This window comes from Sulfobacillus harzensis (assembly GCF_012933365.1).
GTDB classification, from domain to species: Bacteria; Bacillota; Sulfobacillia; order Sulfobacillales; family Sulfobacillaceae; genus Sulfobacillus_B; species Sulfobacillus_B harzensis.
In genome coordinates, this window is sequence record NZ_JABBVZ010000022.1 from 31,587 (window position 1) to 48,486 (window position 16,900).

Below are 16,900 nucleotides of genomic sequence, written 5' to 3' on the forward strand. Positions count from 1 at the left end.
GAACAGGAGGAACTATGCTACAGATTGCTCCATCCATTCTCTCGGCAGATTTTGGGGCTCTTAGGGAAGCGGTCCAAGGTGTGTCGGCGGATGCTGACCTCTTGCATGTGGATGTGATGGATGGCCGCTTTGTGCCGAATATTACCATGGGTCCTCAGGTTGTCGAAGCGGTCCGAAAGGCGACTGATTTGCCGCTCGACGTGCATATGATGATTGTGGAACCCGATCGATACTTGTCCGATTTTCGCCAGGCCGGCGCCGACATGATTTCCGTGCATGTCGAGGCGTGTCCGCATCTCGAGCGCACCATCGACCAGATTCATCAATTGGGCGCGCTGGCGGGGGCCGCCATCAATCCCGCTACGCCGGTGGAGATGTTGGTCGACATTCTCCCGGAATTGGACTATGTGTTGATCATGAGTGTCAACCCGGGTTTCGGCGGGCAAAAATTTTGGCCTCGGGCGCTCGAGAAGTTGGCCCGGGTTCGGGATCTGCGCGGTGCCCGGGAACGGCCGTTAATCGAGGTCGATGGCGGCATCAATGCCGAGACTGCCTCCCAGGCTGTAGCCCACGGGGCGGAGATATTGGTCGCCGGGTCTTATGTATTTGGCGCTGAGGACCCGAAAGCCCGGATTCAAATTCTTCGTCAATCGTGAGGCACCTTTTGCCCCCGCCCTTCGTAGCATGATGATTGCCACATCATCAGTTGGGCGAAGGGGGTGGGGAAAATGCGGTCAGCCCGGTACGGTCTTCGCTTTCGGCGAAGGGGCCCGAATCGGCTATGGGGGGTCGCGGTCGCCATCGCCGGAGCCTTTGTGATTGTGAAAGTGCTGCCGCTGTGGATCTGGCCATTTGGCATTGGGCTTTGGCTTTTATGGGCAGGGTTAGGCCCGTTGGCGATTGGAGGAGCCCTAATTTGGATTGGTTGGCGGATCTTGTCAGCATCATGAAGAGATTTTGGGGACACCAGAAAGGATGACCAACATGCAGGTGCAAGTGGTGAAGGTGCCGCGGTTTGTGGGACGAATTCTGCAGGTGGTATTGGGGATTTGGAGCACCAAGTAGTTAACGGGGTGATATCAACGGATTATCGGATTCGGGCGACGGCAGCGGACGGGCTTTTACGCGCGGCGGCCATTTCGTTAACGGCCACTGCGCGGACGGCCCAGGAAATTCACCAGGCCTGGCCGGTGGCTGCCGCCGCCATGGGCCGGCTGATGACTACGGCGGGCCATGCTGGGAGGCGACTTGAAAGACCAGTACGGTCGGTTGACGGTCGACGTGCAGGGCGGGGGACCATTAGGCCGGGTGGTGGCCGAGGTGCTGGCTAATGGGGATATTAGAGCGCGTGTCCAGCATCCGGCGGTGGACTTGCCGCTCCGTGCGGACGGCAAACTGCCGGTGGGACAAGCTGTCGGCACCGACGGTTTTTTTCGGGTTTTGCGCCAAGAAGCCGACGGGCAATGGTACCAGAGCCAAGTGGAATTGAGGACCGGTGAAATCGGCGACGACTTTCTGCACTACCTATGGCAATCCGAGCAGGTATCGAGTGCCGTGTCATTGGGGGTGTTGGTTGGCACGGAAGGTTTAGTGGTGGGTGCGGGGGGCCTCATGATTCAGGCGCTGCCGGGATGTCCGGAAAGTCTGCTTGATCAGGTGGCTCGCGATTTTGAGCGACTGACACAAATAAGCCGTCGGCTGGCCGACGGCGAAACTTTAGAATCCTTCGTGAAAATGGTGTTGCCGGAACCGATTCGTTGGTACCCCAGAGAACCGCTGCAGTTCCGCTGTTGGTGCGATCGGGAGCGCATTGCGGATACCTTAAAAACGCTGCCCTATGCGGACTTGACCGACCTTATCAGCGACGGCGGCGCCGAGGTGACCTGTCACTTTTGCCGCCGTGCGTATCATTTCAGCCAAAATGAACTAGAATCATACCGAGGGAACGCCGCCACCTAGATGGCGCGTTCCACCCGGCCCGAACGCAGGCAACGCGTGCAAACATAAATGCGCTTGGTGCGGCCGTCGATACGGGCGCGCACGCGCTGGATGTTAGGCTTCCATACTCGCTTGGTCTTCTTGTGCGAGTGGCTCACGTTGTTCCCGTGAACGGTGTGCTTGTCGCAAATTTCGCATCGGTATGCCATTTTCGGACCTCCCTTCGACCCCGTGACATTCTTGTCTATGGTAACATAGTAGGCATTGACGCGCAAGTATTGAGGGGTGTAGATGGCGGTGGAAAAGCGCACCGAATGGGGGCAAACGATAATTCACGACGAGGTGCTGGCCGCATTAGCCTCACGGGCGGCACTCAGCGTTCCTGGTGTGGTGCAGATGAGTCAACATGGATTGGCCGACAACCTAAACAGTTTAGTGCGACATGACATCTTAGCTCGAGGAGTCCGGGTGGATGAGAGCGGGGACGGCCACTACGATGTGGATCTCTTTTTAATGGTTCAGTACGGGGTGAAAATTGCCCAAGTGGGTCGGCAGGTGGCGGATCGTGTCAACCAGGCTCTCAAAGAGGCGGTAGGATCCTATCCTGACCATATCGGGATTCATGTTGAAGGAGTTCGGACGATTGAGAACTGAACGAGGCAGCGTGCCGCTCTGGCGGTTGTCAGGAGAGTCATGGGCACTATGGATGGAGGGCGCCCTAACGGAGTTGTCCCGATTTCAAGACGTGCTGAATCAGGCCAATCTTTTTCCCGTGGCGGACGGCGATACCGGACATAATATGGTGAGGACGCTTGAAGCCGCCGTCAAGGCGATACGAGAGGCCGCCCCGGATCGTCTTGATGTGCTGGCGCGGGCCGCGGCCGACGGTGCCCTGATGGGGGCCCGGGGAAACTCTGGGGTCATTTTGTCCCAGTTGTTGGCTGGATTTGCGGAGGCGATGGAGGGGAAGGCGACGGCCGAGCCCTTGGACTTTCAAGAGGGGCTCGCCCGTGCCGCCGCGCGGGCTCGTCAGCAGGTGGCCAACCCAGTTGAAGGGACCATTCTTACGGTGGCAGACCAGATTGCAACCGGAATTCAAGTGGATGGCGATGTGGTCCAGGGATTGGAATCGGCGGTTGAGGCGGGGGAAAGGGCACTACGACAAACTACCGAAGTTTTGCCGGTGCTGCGGGGGACAGGCATGGTTGACGCCGGGGCAATGGGCTACGTTGCGCTATTGCGCGGCTGGCTCTTCGCCGCCCGAGGCGAGATAGTCCTCCCGGGCGTCGACCAAAAGATTTCGTCGGCCGAAAGCCCAGCCCACCCGGCGTTGGAGTCGCCGGAGAGCAACTATTACGACGTGGAAGCGCTCCTATATCATATCCGGCACCCTCACCCCGAGACCTGGCTTCGGGAAGCGCTCACCGCCATTGGCGATTCGGTGGTCATTGCACCGGGTCGGGATCAGATTAAGGTGCACGTCCACACCGAACAAGCGGTGCCCCTGATGGAAATTTTGACCCGGGTAGGCGATATTCGCCAGATGGAGTGGTTGGACATGCGTGCGCAAGTTGAGGCGCGCCATCCGGGGTCGAAATTAACGGTGGTGGCTCCCCCAGAGGCCGAGCCGCTGTTTGGGGAGCATGTGCGGGTGATGGACCCGACCGCGGCGGTTGATCAGTCCCATCTGATTTGGGTCAACCCAGACTTGGTGCTTGAGCAGGCGGTGGCGGTGGAATCGGTCGCGGAGGCTTTGCACGTCATGGTGGAATATGCGGACGACGAGGATTGGGAGACCAATCGTGCCCGTATGTTGGAACTTTTGAGCAAGACGACTCGCTACGCGGTGTTTCGCCAGCCGGAAGGCTTTTGGTTTGACGGCACATGCTATGCAGACCGCGAAGCGCTTCGCATGGGAGTGCAAGAAGCGCTTGAAAAGCTTGGGCCAGGTGTGGTGACTATGTATTTGAGCCACAAGGCCAGCGGGGAGGAGGCGGCGTTTTGGCAGGAGGCACTGGACGCCGAACTAGTTCCGGTTCCCCAGTCAAACCCTTGGATGGAGATCGTCTGGCAGCCCTAGCGCTGGGCGATTCCATCGGACGGGTTCCGGGGGTGGGGCCCAAACGGGCCCAAGATTTGGCAAAGCTTGGGGTCGACACCGTGCAAGACTTGGCCACGTTGTGGCCCCGTCGTCACTTGGATCGCACAACTCTCACACCGATACGCGACTTGCAATCTGGCACTGTAGCAACCATCAGGGGCCGCGTGGAGGCGCTGAACGAAAGATTCACGGGTCGCGGGCAGAGCGTACTTAAGGTGCGTATCGGCGATTCAAGCGGACATGTCGAAGCCACCTTCTTTCATGCCCGCTGGATTAAGCGTCAATTGGCTCCCGGGACAGAGGTGATGCTTTCTGGCCGCATAGAGTCATTTCGGGGACGACCGACCATGACCCATCCCGATTTGGATGTGCTGTCCTCAGGGGAAACACCCCGACTAGGCCTGGTGCCGGTCTATCCCTTGGCAGGCGACTTAAAACAACGGTTTATGCAGGATTTGCTGTCCCGCGTGATTCCCCATCTGGTTTACAAAATGGCCGATCCGCTGCCCGAGTCGCTTAAGGCGGAAGAACACCTGGCCGATCGCGCCTGGGCGATCTTGCATCAGCACTTCCCGGAAACGTTGGAGGATTTGGAGCGTTCCCGCCGACGGCTGGTATTCGATGAATTTTTGCGGATGTCTTTGGCGGTGTTGTGGTTGCATCGCGCCGACGGCCAGCATTATGCGCCAAAGCTTAATCCGGACAACCCCCTTTTGCGGCGGTTTCTTGAAGCCTTGCCATTTGACTTAACCGACGGCCAGAAAGACGCCTGGAGGGACATTCGCCGCGACCTAGGAGCGAGCAAACCGATGGCGCGTCTTTTGCAGGGGGATGTGGGCTCAGGAAAAACCATGCTGGCGGCGCTCTCGATGCTGACGGCCGTCGGAAGCGGCTATCAAGCAGCGATGATGGCCCCCACCGAACTTCTGGCAGAGCAGCATGCCCTTTCGTTGGAAAAGCTGATGGAGCCGTTGGGAATTCCCGTTCTGCTGGTGACTGGACGGCCGGGACGAGAGCGCGAAGTCACGTATTCCCGTTTGGCCTCCGATGAGCCCTTGATTGCCATTGGGACCCAAGCGCTGGTATCGGAAAGGGTGAGCTTCGGACGTCTCGGCGTGGTGGTGGTGGATGAGCAGCACCGGTTTGGAGTGCGGCAGCGGGCCGATTTAAGCCAAAAGGGGTTGTTTCCTCACATGTTGGTGATGACGGCCACGCCCATTCCCCGCACGCTTGCGCTGACCGTCTATGGGGATCTCGAGGTTTCGCAGATTCGCGGCCTGCCGCCTGGACGGCAGCCAATTCAGACGGTCCACGTCCCCATGAAGGAGCGCCGGGCGGCCTATCAAAAGGTGCTCGAAGCGGTCAAGGGTGGTCGGCAAGCTTATGTCATCTGCCCGTTGGTGGAAGAAAGCGAGGAAAGTCAAGGGCGGGCGGCCACGCTACTTGCGGAGGGCATGCAAAAGCTGCCTGGATGGCGGGTAGGTCTGATTCACGGCCGTATGAGCGCCCAAGAAAAGTCCACCGTGATGGAGGCGTTTCGCGAACATCGACTCGATGTGCTCGTGGGCACCACCATTCTGGAAGTGGGGGTGGACGTACCCAATGCCACGGTGGTTGTAATTGAGGGGGCGGATCGGTTTGGGTTGGCGCAGCTGCATCAGTTGCGAGGTCGCGTGGGGCGAGGCTCCCATGCGTCAGCCTGCTACCTCTTAGCGGATCCGGCGACGGCAGAAGGGGAAGCCCGGATTCAGGCAATGACGGAGACCCAGGATGGATTGATATTGGCCGAACGGGACTTGGAGATACGGGGGCCGGGAGAAGTGCTGGGTATGCGCCAGCATGGTGTGGCGGGATTTCAATTGGCCAATCCGCTAAAGGACTTGGCGCTGTTGGAGCGGGCCCGCGAAAGGGCTCGCCATATATTGACGGCGGATCCCGGACTGACCCATCCCGACCATGCTGGCCTGAAAAACTGGGTCTTTGAGGCATTGGAGGCAGCGTTGCCCAGTCATGTGCTACACTAGCGGCAAGCAACCGGACAGAGGAGCGGATGCCGAATGGCTTCACAGTCTCATGTCGCCGGGCCCCAATGGACCTTTTTGACCAATTACGCCCATGTTTTGGTACTAATGGCTGAAGAGCCGATGGTACGGACGCGGGATCTGGCGCTCAGAGTCGGAATTACCGAACGGGCGGTGCAGCGCATCGTGGCTGACTTGGTTGACGCGGGGTATGTGACCCGCCAGCGCATCGGACGGCGCAATCGCTACGTCATTCAGCGCGACCGCTCGCTGCGCCACCCTGTGGAGGCCGGATTTACTTTGGGAGACCTCCTTCAGTTTGTGGAGGCCAAGCGATGCGCGTCCTCTTGACAGACGAGTCCGCTCCTGTTATGGTAGCATTAATAATTCGACAGGCGATGAATGGGAAGAGTATCCGCGAGATAACCTGGAAGCGAGCTGGGGATGGTGTAAGCCCGGCAGGGGAGGCGCGGTGAATGGTCCCAGGAGCTGCTACCCGAATCAAGTAGGCGTAGCCGGACTCTTCCTCCGTTAACCAGGAAGGCGTATCGGATTGGCTTAGTCAGTCCCGTATGGCAAAGAGAGGCCTTTGGCCTAATTGGGGTGGCACCGCGGAGTAACCTTCGTCCCTTTGGGGGATCGAAGGTTTAATTATTTTGCGGAGGGAATAATTTGGAGACGTTGTTCGAGCGGTCGGGAGAGCAAATCTGGGATGACGGGAATACGGAACACGTGGCCGTAGTGCGGCGATATGCGGTGGATCAATTGACCCCCATTTCCGCATACCTGCGCCTGCGCCCGCTGGGTGCGCACACCTTGTTGGAGAGTGTCGAAGGGGATGACAAGATTGCCCGTTTTTCCTTTATTGCTGTGGGAGAATGGGCACGACTTTTAGAATCTGGCGGCCAAGGGGTATTAGTCAGTCAGAAGGGCACCGAGGTGGACGCCGATCCGCTCAAGCTGATGCGTAAGCAGCAGGAACGTCAGCGTATTGCGGTACCCCAAACCGTGGAGTTGCCGTTTGTGGGTGGCGCGGTGGGCTACTTTGCCTATGATTGGGTGCGGCTTTTGGAGCGGTTGCCGCGTCGTCACCAAGCGCGTGGCCCGGCTTGGGAGTGGGTATGGCCTAAGGCTGTGGCGGCGTTCGATCATCGCCGCCAAGAGTTGACGGTGATTGTTGAAACGTCCCGCGATCAGGTTGATCAGGGGCGTGCACGGCTTGAGATTTTGGTCGACGCGCTGCGTCAGCCGTTAATGTTGGCCGAACCTCAGGTGCGGGCACGCACTCCGGTTGAGTCCACCGTGGAGAAAGACCAGTATCTGGCTATGGTGGCGACGGCCCAGGAATACATCCGTGCGGGCGACATCTTTCAAGTGGTGCTCTCGCAACGGATGGGGGCGCGTATTACCGGGGATCCCTTCAATCTCTATCGGCGTCTTCGCCATGTGAATCCGTCGCCCTATCTGTTCTATGTGGACACCCCGCGTCGCATCTTGGCGGGAGCCTCGCCGGAGATGCTAGTTCGGGTGGAGCAGGGCGTGGCGATTAACCGCCCTATTGCCGGCACACGGCCGCGAGGCCGGTCGGCCGAGGAGGATGCCCGTCTTTGGGAGGACTTGTTAAATGACCCCAAGGAGCGAGCCGAACACGTCATGTTGGTGGACTTGGCCCGAAACGATTTGGGCCGCATTTCGGAATACGGTTCGGTCACAGTGGAGTCCTTCATGCAAAAAGAGTTGTACTCCCATGTGATCCATATGGTCTCCGAGGTGCAGGGGAAGATTGCGAAGGGCTATGACGCCTTGGATGTTTTGGCGGCGTCGTTTCCGGCCGGGACATTAACCGGAGCACCTAAAGTGCGGGCCATGGAAATCATTGAGGAGCTGGAGCCCACGGCTCGCGGAGCCTACGGCGGCGTGGTGGGGTATTGGTCGCACCGCGGCGATTTGGACGCGTGCATTACCATCCGCACCTTAGAAATTGAGGATGATGCCGCTTACGTCCAAGCGGGTGGCGGAATCGTGGCCGATTCCGACCCAGCTACCGAATATCAAGAGTCACTCAACAAGGCGGCGGCGGCGCTCAAGGTGCTCGAGCCTGGCGAGGAGGAATGGCTATGATTCTGGTTATTGATAATTACGACTCGTTCACCTACAACTTGGTCCAGTATCTCGGCCAGATGAGCCCGGTGACGGTGCGCCGCAATGATGCCGTGAGCGTGGAGCAGGTTGGTGCGCTCAACCCGGACGGTATTGTGATTTCCCCGGGCCCCGGCCGTGCGGAGGACGCCGGCATTTCGGTCGATTTAATCCGACAGTTGGGGGCTCAGATCCCCATTTTAGGGGTGTGCTTAGGCCATCAGGCGATAGCCGTAGCCTATGGCGGAAGGGTGGTTCCAGCTAGCCGTCTGATGCACGGCAAAGCTGACTGGGTACGCCACCAGGGGCGAGGACTTTTGAAAAATCTTCCCCAGCCGTTTTTAGCGGGCCGATACCATTCGCTCATGGTGGACGTTGCAGGAGTTCCGGATTTGGTGGTGGATGCCGACTCTGAGGACGGGACGGTAATGGCTATCTCACATCGAGACTACCCAGTGTACGGCATCCAATTTCATCCTGAGTCGGTGCTCACCGCCGAGGGAATGACCATTTTAGCTCATTTCGTCGATTGTACGGCAAAGATCGAGGGGGTGCATGCATGAGCGAGGCCATGATTGAAAGTTTAGAGCTGCTGAGTCGCGGTCAAGCCTTAACGGTCGACCAAGCATATCGTCTGATGGACGCCATTATGGCGGGTCAGGCGAGCCCGGCGCAAATTGGGGGTGCCTTGATGGCATTGCGAGTGCGCGGGGAAACGGTCGAGGAGTTGACCGGATTTGCCCGTGCTATGCGCGACCACGCCACCCCAGTAGCGGTACGCCAGCATCCCCTGATTGACACCTGCGGCACGGGGGGAGACCGTTCCTTCACTTTTAATGTGTCGACGGTGTCAGCCTTTGTGGTGGCGGGTGCCGGTCTTCATGTGGCGAAGCACGGCAATCGCTCAGCCACCTCCAAAAGTGGTAGCGCGGATTTGCTGGAAGCGTTGGGGGTGGAGCTAAGCTCGGAGCCCGATCGGGTCGCGGACTTGATTGATGAGGTGGGATTTGGATTTCTGTTCGCGCAACACGTGCATACCTCCATGCGGCATGCCGGTCCGGTGCGCCGGGAATTGGGGGTACGGACGGTGTTCAATCTCTTAGGGCCGTTGACCAATCCGTGTGCACCGGAGTACCAATTGCTGGGCGTTTTCGCCGCCGAATGGGTGCGGCCTATCGCCGAAGTGCTGGGGCAATTGGGGGTGCGCCGTGCCATGGTGGTGCATGGCCATGGCGGACTGGACGAGGTGTCCTTATCCGGTCCGACTCGCTTTTGTCTGGTGGAGGGCACTACGGTTCAGGAAGGGGAATTGACGCCCGAGGACTTGGGACTTTCGCGCTATGCGCCAGGCTCCTTTGTGGGGGGCGAGCCTGCCACAAACGCCATCATTTGCCAGAACATCCTGGGCAACGCGGCACCTGGACCGCATCTGGACATGGTGTTGGCCAATGCGGGCGTGGCGCTCTATGTAGGCGGTGTGGTCCCCTCTCCCAAGGATGGGGTGGCTTTGGCACGCCAGGTGATTCAAGAAGGCAAGGCACTTCACGTGCTGGAACAGCTGGTGGCGGCGTCGCACCTGCAGCAGCGGAGGGATGCGTAATGTTTTTGGATTCGATTGTCGGTCGCGTGGATGAACGGGTCAAGGCACTTCGGACTCAGGCTGAGCGTCTTGAGAAAGTGGCAGCCAGCATGACGCCGGTTCGCTCCTTGGCCCAGGCGCTGAGCGCATCTCCCGACCGGGTTTCGATAATCGCCGAGTGCAAGCAGAAATCCCCCTCTAAAGGATGGCTAACCCATCACTATGACCCCCAAGCTTTAGCGCGCCAGTATCAGGAGGATGGCGCCAGCGCCATCTCCGTTCTGACAGAACCCTATTTCTTTGCCGGCGATTTGGAGCATTTGAAGGCGGTTAAAGCGTCGGTGGACCTGCCGGTGTTGCGCAAGGACTTTGTCCGCGATCCGCTGCAGTTAGTGGAGGCGCGGGCTGCGGGAGCCGATGCCGCCCTACTGATTGTACGCATCGTCGATGATGTGGAGCTTCACGATCTCTATCAAGCGGCTGCGGCGCTCAACCTCGAGGTGCTGGTGGAGATTCATTCCCCGTCGGAAGCCGAGCGCGCCTTGAAATTAAATCCTCGCATCATCGGCGTGAATAATCGCGATTTAGACTCCTTTGAGACCCGTCTCAGCTTTTCAGAGGAGATGGCCCATGTCATTCCAGCCGATGTTATCCGGGTGAGCGAAAGCGGCATCCAGTCGGTTGAGGATTTGCACCGCATTCAGGATTGGGGATATCAAGCAGCCCTGGTGGGTGAGAGCTTAGTTAAGGGGAGCGGGTTGCTTCGTGGCTACCAAGATTAAAATTTGCGGAGTCCGCGATGCCGGGACGGCCGACGCGGCGCTGGCCCTCGGTGCGGATTTTATTGGTTTGGTGCTCACTCCGAGCCGTCGACAGATTGGCGTTGAGGCAGCACAACAGATTATTCGGGCCCTGCCTCAGGGGCGGTTTGTTGCCGTCGGTCAGAACGTGGATGAGACCCTCTTTGAGGAGATGTTGGGATTGGGCGTCTGGGGAGTGCAGCTGCATGGCAGGACGCCCCGCGATTGGGTGAGGCGAGCCCATCAACGCCAGATACGGGCGCTGGCGACCTGGCTTAACCCGGAGGCTGACGTTGTGCTTTTAGATGGAGTAGAGCCTGGGAGTGGGAAAACTCGGGACTGGCAGCGGCCCTCATGGCCCCGGGATGTGTGGATTGCTGGAGGCTTGTCGCCAGACAACGTGCGCCAGGTCGTGCGTGAGGTAGCGCCCAATGGGGTGGATGTCTCCAGTGGTGTGGAGGTTGACGGGACAAAAAGTGTAGTGCGGATTCAGCGTTTTATTGAGGAGGTGCGACATGGCGACGACGAAAAGCGTGCCTGATCGATACGGACGGTTTGGTCCCTTTGGCGGGCGCTACGTGCCCGAGACGTTGATGCCGGCGGTGGAGGAATTGGACCAGGCCTATCGGGCGGCCAAACGCGATCCGAGTTTTCGGCGCGAGTTGGACGAGCTCTTAAAAAACTACGTGGGGCGGGCGACACCGCTTCGACGGGCAGATCGCATGAGCGAGGCGTTGGGGTTCGAAGTGTTTTTGAAGCGGGAGGACTTGAACCACACCGGAGCTCATAAAATTAACAACACCCTTGGGCAAGTTTTGCTGGCTCGGCGTATGGGCAAATCGCGCATCATAGCCGAGACCGGCGCAGGCCAGCATGGGGTGGCGACGGCAACGGCTGCGGCGCTATTTGGTTTGAAGGCTGAGATTTACATGGGCGAAGAGGACGTCCGCCGTCAAGCCCTTAACGTCTATCGCATGAAACTCTTGGGAGCCGAGGTGCACGCCGTGCAGTCCGGCACGCGAACGCTGAAGGATGCCACCAACGAAGCGATTCGCGATTGGGTGACCAATGTGCGTGATACTTTTTACGTCATCGGATCAGTGGTGGGACCGCATCCCTATCCGATGATGGTGCGCGACTTCCAGTCGGTCATCGGCAAGGAAGCACGTCGTCAGATGTTGGCGCTAGGTGGCCTTCCCAGCCACATTGTGGCGTCAGTAGGCGGAGGATCCAACAGCATGGGCATCTTTTATCCGTTCCGCAACGATCCGGTAGCCTTGATTGGCGTCGAGGCGGCAGGCAAGGGATTGGAGACCGGGCTGCATGCAGCCAGCATTCAAGTGGCCGAACCCGGTATTCTCCACGGCAGCCTCAGCTATCTCTTGCAGGACGCGGATGGACAAATCAAGCCAGCCCACTCGATTTCGGCGGGGCTCGACTACCCTGGCGTGGGTCCGGAACATGCCTACTTTCACCACACCGGTCGGGCGCAGTATGTCGCCATCCGCGATGATCAAGCTTTGACGGCCTTTCACCAGCTGGCGCGCTGGGAGGGCATTATTCCCGCCTTGGAAAGCGCCCACGCCGTGGCTTGGGTGATGGAGGAGAGGGAGCGTCTTCAGCGTGCAGGAGCACGGGTGCTGATTAATCTTTCGGGCCGCGGCGACAAAGATGTGGATCAGGTGTTTCAGTATGAACAGGAGGGGCGCTTATGAGCACGCTGACTCAGGCTTTCCAAGCGGGCCGACCAGCCTTGATTCCGTATGTGACCGCCGGATATCCTGATCTCGGCCGTTTGCCGGGGCTAGTGCGGGCGCTGGCTGATGCAGGAGCCGATATCATTGAAATCGGCATCCCTTTTTCGGACCCGTTGGCCGACGGTCCCGTGCTGCAAAAGGCCGCCACGGAGGCGTTAGAACGTGGAACGCGGGTCGAGGCGATTTTAGAGATGGTGGCTAAGGTGGCCCCTGCTGCGCCGCCCTTAGTCTTTCTCACATATATCAACCCGGTGTTTCATTACGGCATAGAGCGCTTTGCCACCGATGCACGCGCCGCGGGAATTCAAGGGCTGATTATTCCCGATCTGCCTTGGGTTGAGGGACGTGAAATGCGCCAGGCGGCGGAGTCCAGCGGGCTTTCGGTGATTCCGCTGGTGGCTCCGACCTCGACCGATGCCCATTTGAAGGCAATTCGCTCTGCTCGTGGTTTTGTCTATGGCGTATCGGTGACGGGAGTAACCGGTATGCGCCAAAGTGTCGACCAAGGGGTGGAGCCCTTGGTGCGCCGCGTTAAGGCCGCCGTCAAGCTGCCGGTGGCGATTGGCTTTGGCATTTCCGGTCCGGAACAGGCGCATCGGGTAGGACAGGTGGCCGATGGCGTTATTGTCGGCAGTGCCTTGGTCAAAGCTATTCAGGATAACCCTGAGCGGGCCGAGGAGACTGCCTACACGTTCGTGCGGTCGCTGAGCACAGCGCTTCAAAATTTAGCGACGAAGGCTTGACACTACTTTCCGAGTAGTGTAACATGCGGAGAAATTCCATACCCTAAAGCGATGAACGGGAAGGGGTCCGGAGTACGAAAGCTCAGAGAGTCGGCGTTTGGTGCAAGCCGAACTTTCGTCCCGAGGCCGTACCCCCGGGAGTGTGCATCGAAATTGTCATCAAGAGTAGAGAATCCGGCATCCGGCCGTTATTCGGAGCAGCTGTGTTGGCAGCTGGCAGAGGGGGATCCCTACGGGGATTCACTTAGGGTGGTACCGCGAAGAAGCCTTCGTCCCTATTGGGATGGAGGCTTTTGTGTTGAGGGATGCAGTGAAGCCAGGAAGGGTGAGCCAGGTGGGAGCGACAGAGACAGCAGAAGCGGTGGTGTCCGCGCGTAAGCCATACAAGTTGGTAAGCCGGGATTTTCATCCCGACGATAGCGTCATCCAAGTAGGACCGGTGGCGTTCGGCGGAGACAAGGTAATTGTCATGTCCGGCCCCTGTGCGGTGGAAAGCCGTGAACAATTAATGATGACGGCTGAATTCATGCAGCGCGTCGGGGTGCCGGTGATGCGGGGCGGTGCCTATAAACCCCGCACCTCGCCCTATAGCTTTCAGGGCATGCGCTTGGACGGGCTGAAGATGCTGGCGGAAGCGCGCGAACGCTATGGGGTCCTAATTGTGACCGAGGCGGTTGATCACGAGAGCCTTGCCAATGTCGCCGAATGGGCCGATATCGTCCAAATTGGCGCCCGCAACATGCAGAACTTTGAGCTGTTGAAGGCGGTTGGCCAGTGTGGTCGGCCGGTCCTGCTCAAGCGTGGCATGGCGGCTACCATCGATGAGTGGCTGTTGGCGGCCGAGTACATCGCCGCTCATGGCAACCTCAACATCATTCTCTGTGAGCGCGGAATCCGCACCTATGAAACGAAAACTCGCAACACGCTGGACATCAGCGCTGTCCCGGTGGTCAAGCAATTGAGCCATTTGCCGGTGGTGATTGATCCTTCGCATGCCGCCGGACAATGGCAATGGGTGTTGCCCTTAGCCCGCGCTGGAGTGGCGGCTGGCGCGGACGGACTGATTATTGAAACGCATCCTAACCCTGCCGAAGCTCTCTCCGACGGACCTCAGAGCCTCAATTTCCGGCACATGGAGGAATTGATGGAGGAAGTCGGCCGAGTGGCACGAGCCGTTGGGCGTACGTTGTGAAGGTTGGCATTGTCGGGGCTGGGTTGATTGGCGGCTCAATGGCCCGGCGTTTGGCCGACTGTCGAGTGCCGCTGTGGCTTGACGATGGCGATCCGGCCACGCGCCAGGCGCTTGAGGCTCTCCACCTGGGGGAGGTGCGGCCATGGCAGGACTGGATTGCCGACGTCGATGCGGTCGTGTTGGCGGTGCCTACAGGCGTGGTGGGGCGTGTGGTGAATGCTCTCTTGCCCGTCATTAAGGACAACACCTGGCTTGTCGATGTGTCCTCGGTGAAACGCCCGGTGGCTGAGGTGTTGCGTACGGCTGGGCAACGAGTGCCGGTGATGGCCTTGCACATCATGGCGGGGCGGGAAACCAGCGGTTTTTCCGCGTCCGACGCGAATCTCTTTCAAGGACGGCCAATGGCGGTGGTCGATATTGGGCTGGGATTTCCGGCGCCCGAGGCGGTGGCTTGGTGGCAGGAGCGGCTGGGGACCGAGCCGGCCAGCTATTGGAGTCTTGAGCAGCACGATGAACACATTGCGTGGGTCAGCCAACTTCCCTATCTCGTGTCACGGGCGCTGCGAACGGTCGTAGAGACCCATGTTGGCGGCATGCCAGCCCTAGCGGGTCCGGGCTATCGGGACACGACGCGAGTCGGGGCCAGCTCCTTGAAAAATCTTGAGGATCTTTTGTGGGCCAATCGGGTCGAGTTGATGACGGCCCTGAATGTCATGGCATCGGAAATTGAAGGGTGGCGGGCCATCCTGTCTCGAGGTGAACGTGGTTGCTTCAACTAACTCCCTGGCCGGAGCACTTCAGCGCCTCCATCCGTGTTCCAGGCGATAAATCGATTACCCATCGCGGCATTCTCATGAGTGCCCTGGCCAACGGCGTCATGGAACTTACGGATTGGCTCGATGCAGCGGATACACGGGCTAGTCTTGGCCTGGTTCAGGCGATCGGAGTGGAGGTTCTGGAAGATCGGCCTGGCCTCCTACGGCTAAAGCGGAGCGGGGAGCTTCGAGAACCGCTCGGACCCATTGATTGTGGCAATTCCGGGACCACCATGCGCTTGGGTGCGGGGCTCCTCAACGGGGTGGCGGGTTTGTCTGTGCTGATTGGCGATGAATCCTTGAGCCGGCGTCCTATGGCGCGAGTCGCTGATCCCCTTCGCGAGCTTGGTGGCGTGATTTTTACCCGTTCGTCGGGCACGGCACCCCTGGCCATTGTGGGGGGGAGATTAAGGGGCGGGCATGTGCGCCTAGCGATTGCCAGCGCTCAAGTCAAGTCCGCGTGTCTATTGGCTGGTTTGACGGCTGAAGAGCCGGTTTCAGTGAGGGAGCTTCTGGCCACGCGGGATCATACGGAACGCATGATTCATGCCATGGGAGGACAAATCACGGTTCGGGGGCTTGAGGCCACGGTGCAGCCAGGGCGCCTTGAGGCTATAGCTTTTTCGGTGCCGGGTGATCCCAGTTCGGCGGCCTTTTGGGCTGCTATGGCCGCACTGCGTCCCGGGCGTCGGGTGGTGATTGAAAAGGTGCTCTTGAGTCCCGCTCGCACGGGATTTTTTCGGGTGTTGGCCAACGCTGGCGCAACCGTCGAGCTGGTGGAAGAAGGAACGGTTCCGGAATCCTGGGGGCACATCGTGGTAACCGGGAATACGCTCAAGGCCGTTCAAATCGATGCTCAGGATGTGCCGGCCATGGTGGATGAAGTCCCGCTCGTAGCACTATTAGCGACCCAGGCTCAGGGAATGTCAGAAATTCGGGGGGCTGAGGAGCTCCGCGTCAAGGAGAGCGATCGCATCCGGGTGACGACCCATATTCTTGAAACATTCGGGGCGGCCGTTCAAGAAAGGCCCGATGGATGGCGCATCGAGGGAGCGACTCCCTTGACCGGAGGTATGGTGGAGGCCGCTCAAGACCATCGGATGGCCATGTTGGCGGCGGTGGCCTCGACCGTGACCACCGGTCCCGTGTCCCTCTCGGGTGAGGAGAGCGTGGCGATTAGCTATCCAGAATTTTTTCGCCAGTTTTTGGCCGTGAAGGGTGCATAGGCGGATCCGCTCTGGATCATACTGATCGCGGCGCCAACTGCTCCCAACGGTTGGTACCTTCCGGTTTCTCCTCTCCCAAGTAGCCCGCTCCCCGGCGGGCTACAGCCCGTGGGAGGACATGGATAGCCAAAGGAGCCGCCAAGCCGACTTGCCGGGCAACCCGAGCCCAGAGGACGCGCACCATAACAAGCTGATAACACGCCCGGTGAACGAGATACAGCTAATTCGCCGCTCAAGGATAACCGCGTTAGTCTGCCAGGGATGGCGGGAGCCACGGGAAAGGCCATACTGCACCACCGTCAACGGATCCATGGTCACGAGGCCTGAATCCATCGTCTGTCCATAAGCCCAAGGCCCTAGGCAGATCAGCGGACAAATCCAACATCGTGGTGCTATGAGCGTGCGACGATACCCCTCAAAAGCATGCATCACCGTGGAGCTAGCTGGTAGGTAAAGAGGGGCCTCGGGGCTTGGCTGTGGTAGCGAGTGCCCCTTGAGCGCCCTCCTCCCCGTAGAACCGGACGTGCGCAATTTACGCATCCGGCTCCCCGATTTCGCACACGTTACACTGTCGGATGGACGACTCGCG

At 59.3% G+C, this 16,900-nt stretch carries 19 protein-coding genes and 1 other annotated feature; of the genes, 18 read left to right on the plus strand and 1 reads right to left on the minus strand.

Going from position 1 to position 16,900, the window contains the following annotated elements; translation table 11 throughout:
* Positions 1-14 precede the first annotated feature (14 nt).
* From rpe to HIJ39_RS08600, 4 genes are all read left to right on the plus strand, one after another.
* Positions 15-656 (plus strand): ribulose-phosphate 3-epimerase, encoded by a 642-nt coding sequence (gene rpe, locus HIJ39_RS08590; RefSeq protein WP_169098688.1) that lies wholly within the window; start codon positions 15-17, stop codon positions 654-656.
* A gap of 72 nt (positions 657-728) precedes the next feature.
* Entirely contained in the window at positions 729-950 is a 222-nt protein-coding gene (locus HIJ39_RS08595) for a hypothetical protein (protein WP_169098690.1), read from the plus strand.
* A 123-nt stretch (positions 951-1,073) separates the two neighbouring features.
* A complete protein-coding gene (locus tag HIJ39_RS24580; RefSeq protein WP_338055119.1) occupies positions 1,074-1,331 on the plus strand; it encodes an Hsp33 family molecular chaperone HslO in 258 nt (85 codons plus the stop codon).
* Entirely contained in the window at positions 1,249-1,959 is a 711-nt protein-coding gene (locus HIJ39_RS08600) for an Hsp33 family molecular chaperone HslO (protein WP_275107291.1), read from the plus strand. The genes HIJ39_RS24580 and HIJ39_RS08600 overlap by 83 nt, the downstream gene beginning before the upstream one ends.
* On the opposite strand, the gene rpmB is transcribed toward HIJ39_RS08600, so the two are convergent.
* Positions 1,956-2,147, minus strand: a complete 192-nt coding sequence (gene rpmB / locus HIJ39_RS08605) for a 50S ribosomal protein L28 (protein ID WP_169098692.1) — start codon at positions 2,145-2,147, stop codon at positions 1,956-1,958. The genes HIJ39_RS08600 and rpmB overlap by 4 nt on opposite strands.
* An 82-nt stretch (positions 2,148-2,229) precedes the next feature.
* Here rpmB and HIJ39_RS08610 point away from each other — a divergent pair, with 82 nt between their 5' ends.
* From HIJ39_RS08610 to aroA, 14 genes are all read left to right on the plus strand, one after another.
* Positions 2,230-2,592, plus strand: coding sequence for an Asp23/Gls24 family envelope stress response protein (locus tag HIJ39_RS08610; RefSeq protein WP_207711558.1), 363 nt, complete (start codon positions 2,230-2,232; stop codon positions 2,590-2,592).
* Positions 2,582-4,018, plus strand: a complete 1,437-nt coding sequence (locus tag HIJ39_RS08615) for a DAK2 domain-containing protein (RefSeq protein WP_169098694.1) — start codon at positions 2,582-2,584, stop codon at positions 4,016-4,018. The genes HIJ39_RS08610 and HIJ39_RS08615 overlap by 11 nt, the downstream gene beginning before the upstream one ends.
* Positions 3,940-6,063: an ATP-dependent DNA helicase RecG gene (gene recG / locus HIJ39_RS08620; protein ID WP_169098696.1), complete on the plus strand. Its 2,124-nt coding sequence runs from the start codon at positions 3,940-3,942 to the stop codon at positions 6,061-6,063. The genes HIJ39_RS08615 and recG overlap by 79 nt, the downstream gene beginning before the upstream one ends.
* Positions 6,064-6,096: 33 nt before the next feature.
* On the plus strand, positions 6,097-6,411 hold the full coding sequence (locus HIJ39_RS08625) for a helix-turn-helix transcriptional regulator (RefSeq protein ID WP_169098698.1): 315 nt from the start codon (positions 6,097-6,099) through the stop codon (positions 6,409-6,411).
* 38 nt (positions 6,412-6,449) lie between these two features.
* Positions 6,450-6,694 (plus strand) — a binding site (T-box leader).
* A gap of 38 nt (positions 6,695-6,732) precedes the next feature.
* Positions 6,733-8,181 carry an anthranilate synthase component I family protein gene (locus tag HIJ39_RS08630; RefSeq protein WP_243239458.1) on the plus strand — a complete coding sequence of 483 codons (1,449 nt, stop codon included), beginning with the start codon at positions 6,733-6,735 and terminating at the stop codon, positions 8,179-8,181.
* Positions 8,178-8,762, plus strand: a complete 585-nt coding sequence (locus HIJ39_RS08635) for an anthranilate synthase component II (RefSeq protein WP_169098700.1) — start codon at positions 8,178-8,180, stop codon at positions 8,760-8,762. The genes HIJ39_RS08630 and HIJ39_RS08635 overlap by 4 nt, the downstream gene beginning before the upstream one ends.
* Positions 8,759-9,799: an anthranilate phosphoribosyltransferase gene (gene trpD / locus HIJ39_RS08640; RefSeq protein WP_169098702.1), complete on the plus strand. Its 1,041-nt coding sequence runs from the start codon at positions 8,759-8,761 to the stop codon at positions 9,797-9,799. Before HIJ39_RS08635 ends, trpD begins: the two co-directional genes overlap by 4 nt.
* Positions 9,799-10,560 carry an indole-3-glycerol phosphate synthase TrpC gene (trpC, locus tag HIJ39_RS08645; protein WP_169098704.1) on the plus strand — a complete coding sequence of 254 codons (762 nt, stop codon included), beginning with the start codon at positions 9,799-9,801 and terminating at the stop codon, positions 10,558-10,560. The genes trpD and trpC overlap by 1 nt, the downstream gene beginning before the upstream one ends.
* Positions 10,544-11,119, plus strand: a complete 576-nt coding sequence (locus HIJ39_RS08650; protein ID WP_169098707.1) for a phosphoribosylanthranilate isomerase — start codon at positions 10,544-10,546, stop codon at positions 11,117-11,119. Before trpC ends, HIJ39_RS08650 begins: the two co-directional genes overlap by 17 nt.
* A complete protein-coding gene (gene trpB, locus HIJ39_RS08655) occupies positions 11,094-12,293 on the plus strand; it encodes a tryptophan synthase subunit beta (RefSeq protein WP_169098709.1) in 1,200 nt (399 codons plus the stop codon). Before HIJ39_RS08650 ends, trpB begins: the two co-directional genes overlap by 26 nt.
* The gene (trpA, locus tag HIJ39_RS08660; RefSeq protein ID WP_169098711.1) at positions 12,290-13,078 is read left to right on the plus strand and encodes a tryptophan synthase subunit alpha; all 789 of its coding nucleotides are present in this window, start codon (positions 12,290-12,292) and stop codon (positions 13,076-13,078) included. The genes trpB and trpA overlap by 4 nt, the downstream gene beginning before the upstream one ends.
* 298 nt (positions 13,079-13,376) lie before the next feature.
* A complete protein-coding gene (gene aroF, locus HIJ39_RS08665; RefSeq protein ID WP_243239459.1) occupies positions 13,377-14,270 on the plus strand; it encodes a 3-deoxy-7-phosphoheptulonate synthase in 894 nt (297 codons plus the stop codon).
* Positions 14,267-15,049, plus strand: a complete 783-nt coding sequence (locus tag HIJ39_RS08670; protein ID WP_169098715.1) for a prephenate dehydrogenase/arogenate dehydrogenase family protein — start codon at positions 14,267-14,269, stop codon at positions 15,047-15,049. Before aroF ends, HIJ39_RS08670 begins: the two co-directional genes overlap by 4 nt.
* Entirely contained in the window at positions 15,037-16,311 is a 1,275-nt protein-coding gene (aroA, locus tag HIJ39_RS08675) for a 3-phosphoshikimate 1-carboxyvinyltransferase (protein WP_169098717.1), read from the plus strand. Before HIJ39_RS08670 ends, aroA begins: the two co-directional genes overlap by 13 nt.
* Positions 16,312-16,900 lie beyond the last annotated feature (589 nt).

Bases quoted from the DNA above. Each gene is read 5' to 3' on its own strand.
- rpe (WP_169098688.1), top strand. From the start codon at position 15: ATGCTACAGATTGCTCCATCCATTCTCTCGGCAGATTTTGGGGCTCTT.
- HIJ39_RS08595 (WP_169098690.1), top strand. From the start codon at position 729: ATGCGGTCAGCCCGGTACGGTCTTCGCTTTCGGCGAAGGGGCCCGAAT.
- rpmB (WP_169098692.1), bottom strand. From the start codon at position 2,147: ATGGCATACCGATGCGAAATTTGCGACAAGCACACCGTTCACGGGAAC.
- HIJ39_RS08610 (WP_207711558.1), top strand. From the start codon at position 2,230: ATGGCGGTGGAAAAGCGCACCGAATGGGGGCAAACGATAATTCACGAC.
- HIJ39_RS08625 (WP_169098698.1), top strand. From the start codon at position 6,097: ATGGCTTCACAGTCTCATGTCGCCGGGCCCCAATGGACCTTTTTGACC.
- HIJ39_RS08635 (WP_169098700.1), top strand. From the start codon at position 8,178: ATGATTCTGGTTATTGATAATTACGACTCGTTCACCTACAACTTGGTC.
- trpD (WP_169098702.1), top strand. From the start codon at position 8,759: ATGAGCGAGGCCATGATTGAAAGTTTAGAGCTGCTGAGTCGCGGTCAA.
- trpC (WP_169098704.1), top strand. From the start codon at position 9,799: ATGTTTTTGGATTCGATTGTCGGTCGCGTGGATGAACGGGTCAAGGCA.
- trpB (WP_169098709.1), top strand. From the start codon at position 11,094: ATGGCGACGACGAAAAGCGTGCCTGATCGATACGGACGGTTTGGTCCC.
- trpA (WP_169098711.1), top strand. From the start codon at position 12,290: ATGAGCACGCTGACTCAGGCTTTCCAAGCGGGCCGACCAGCCTTGATT.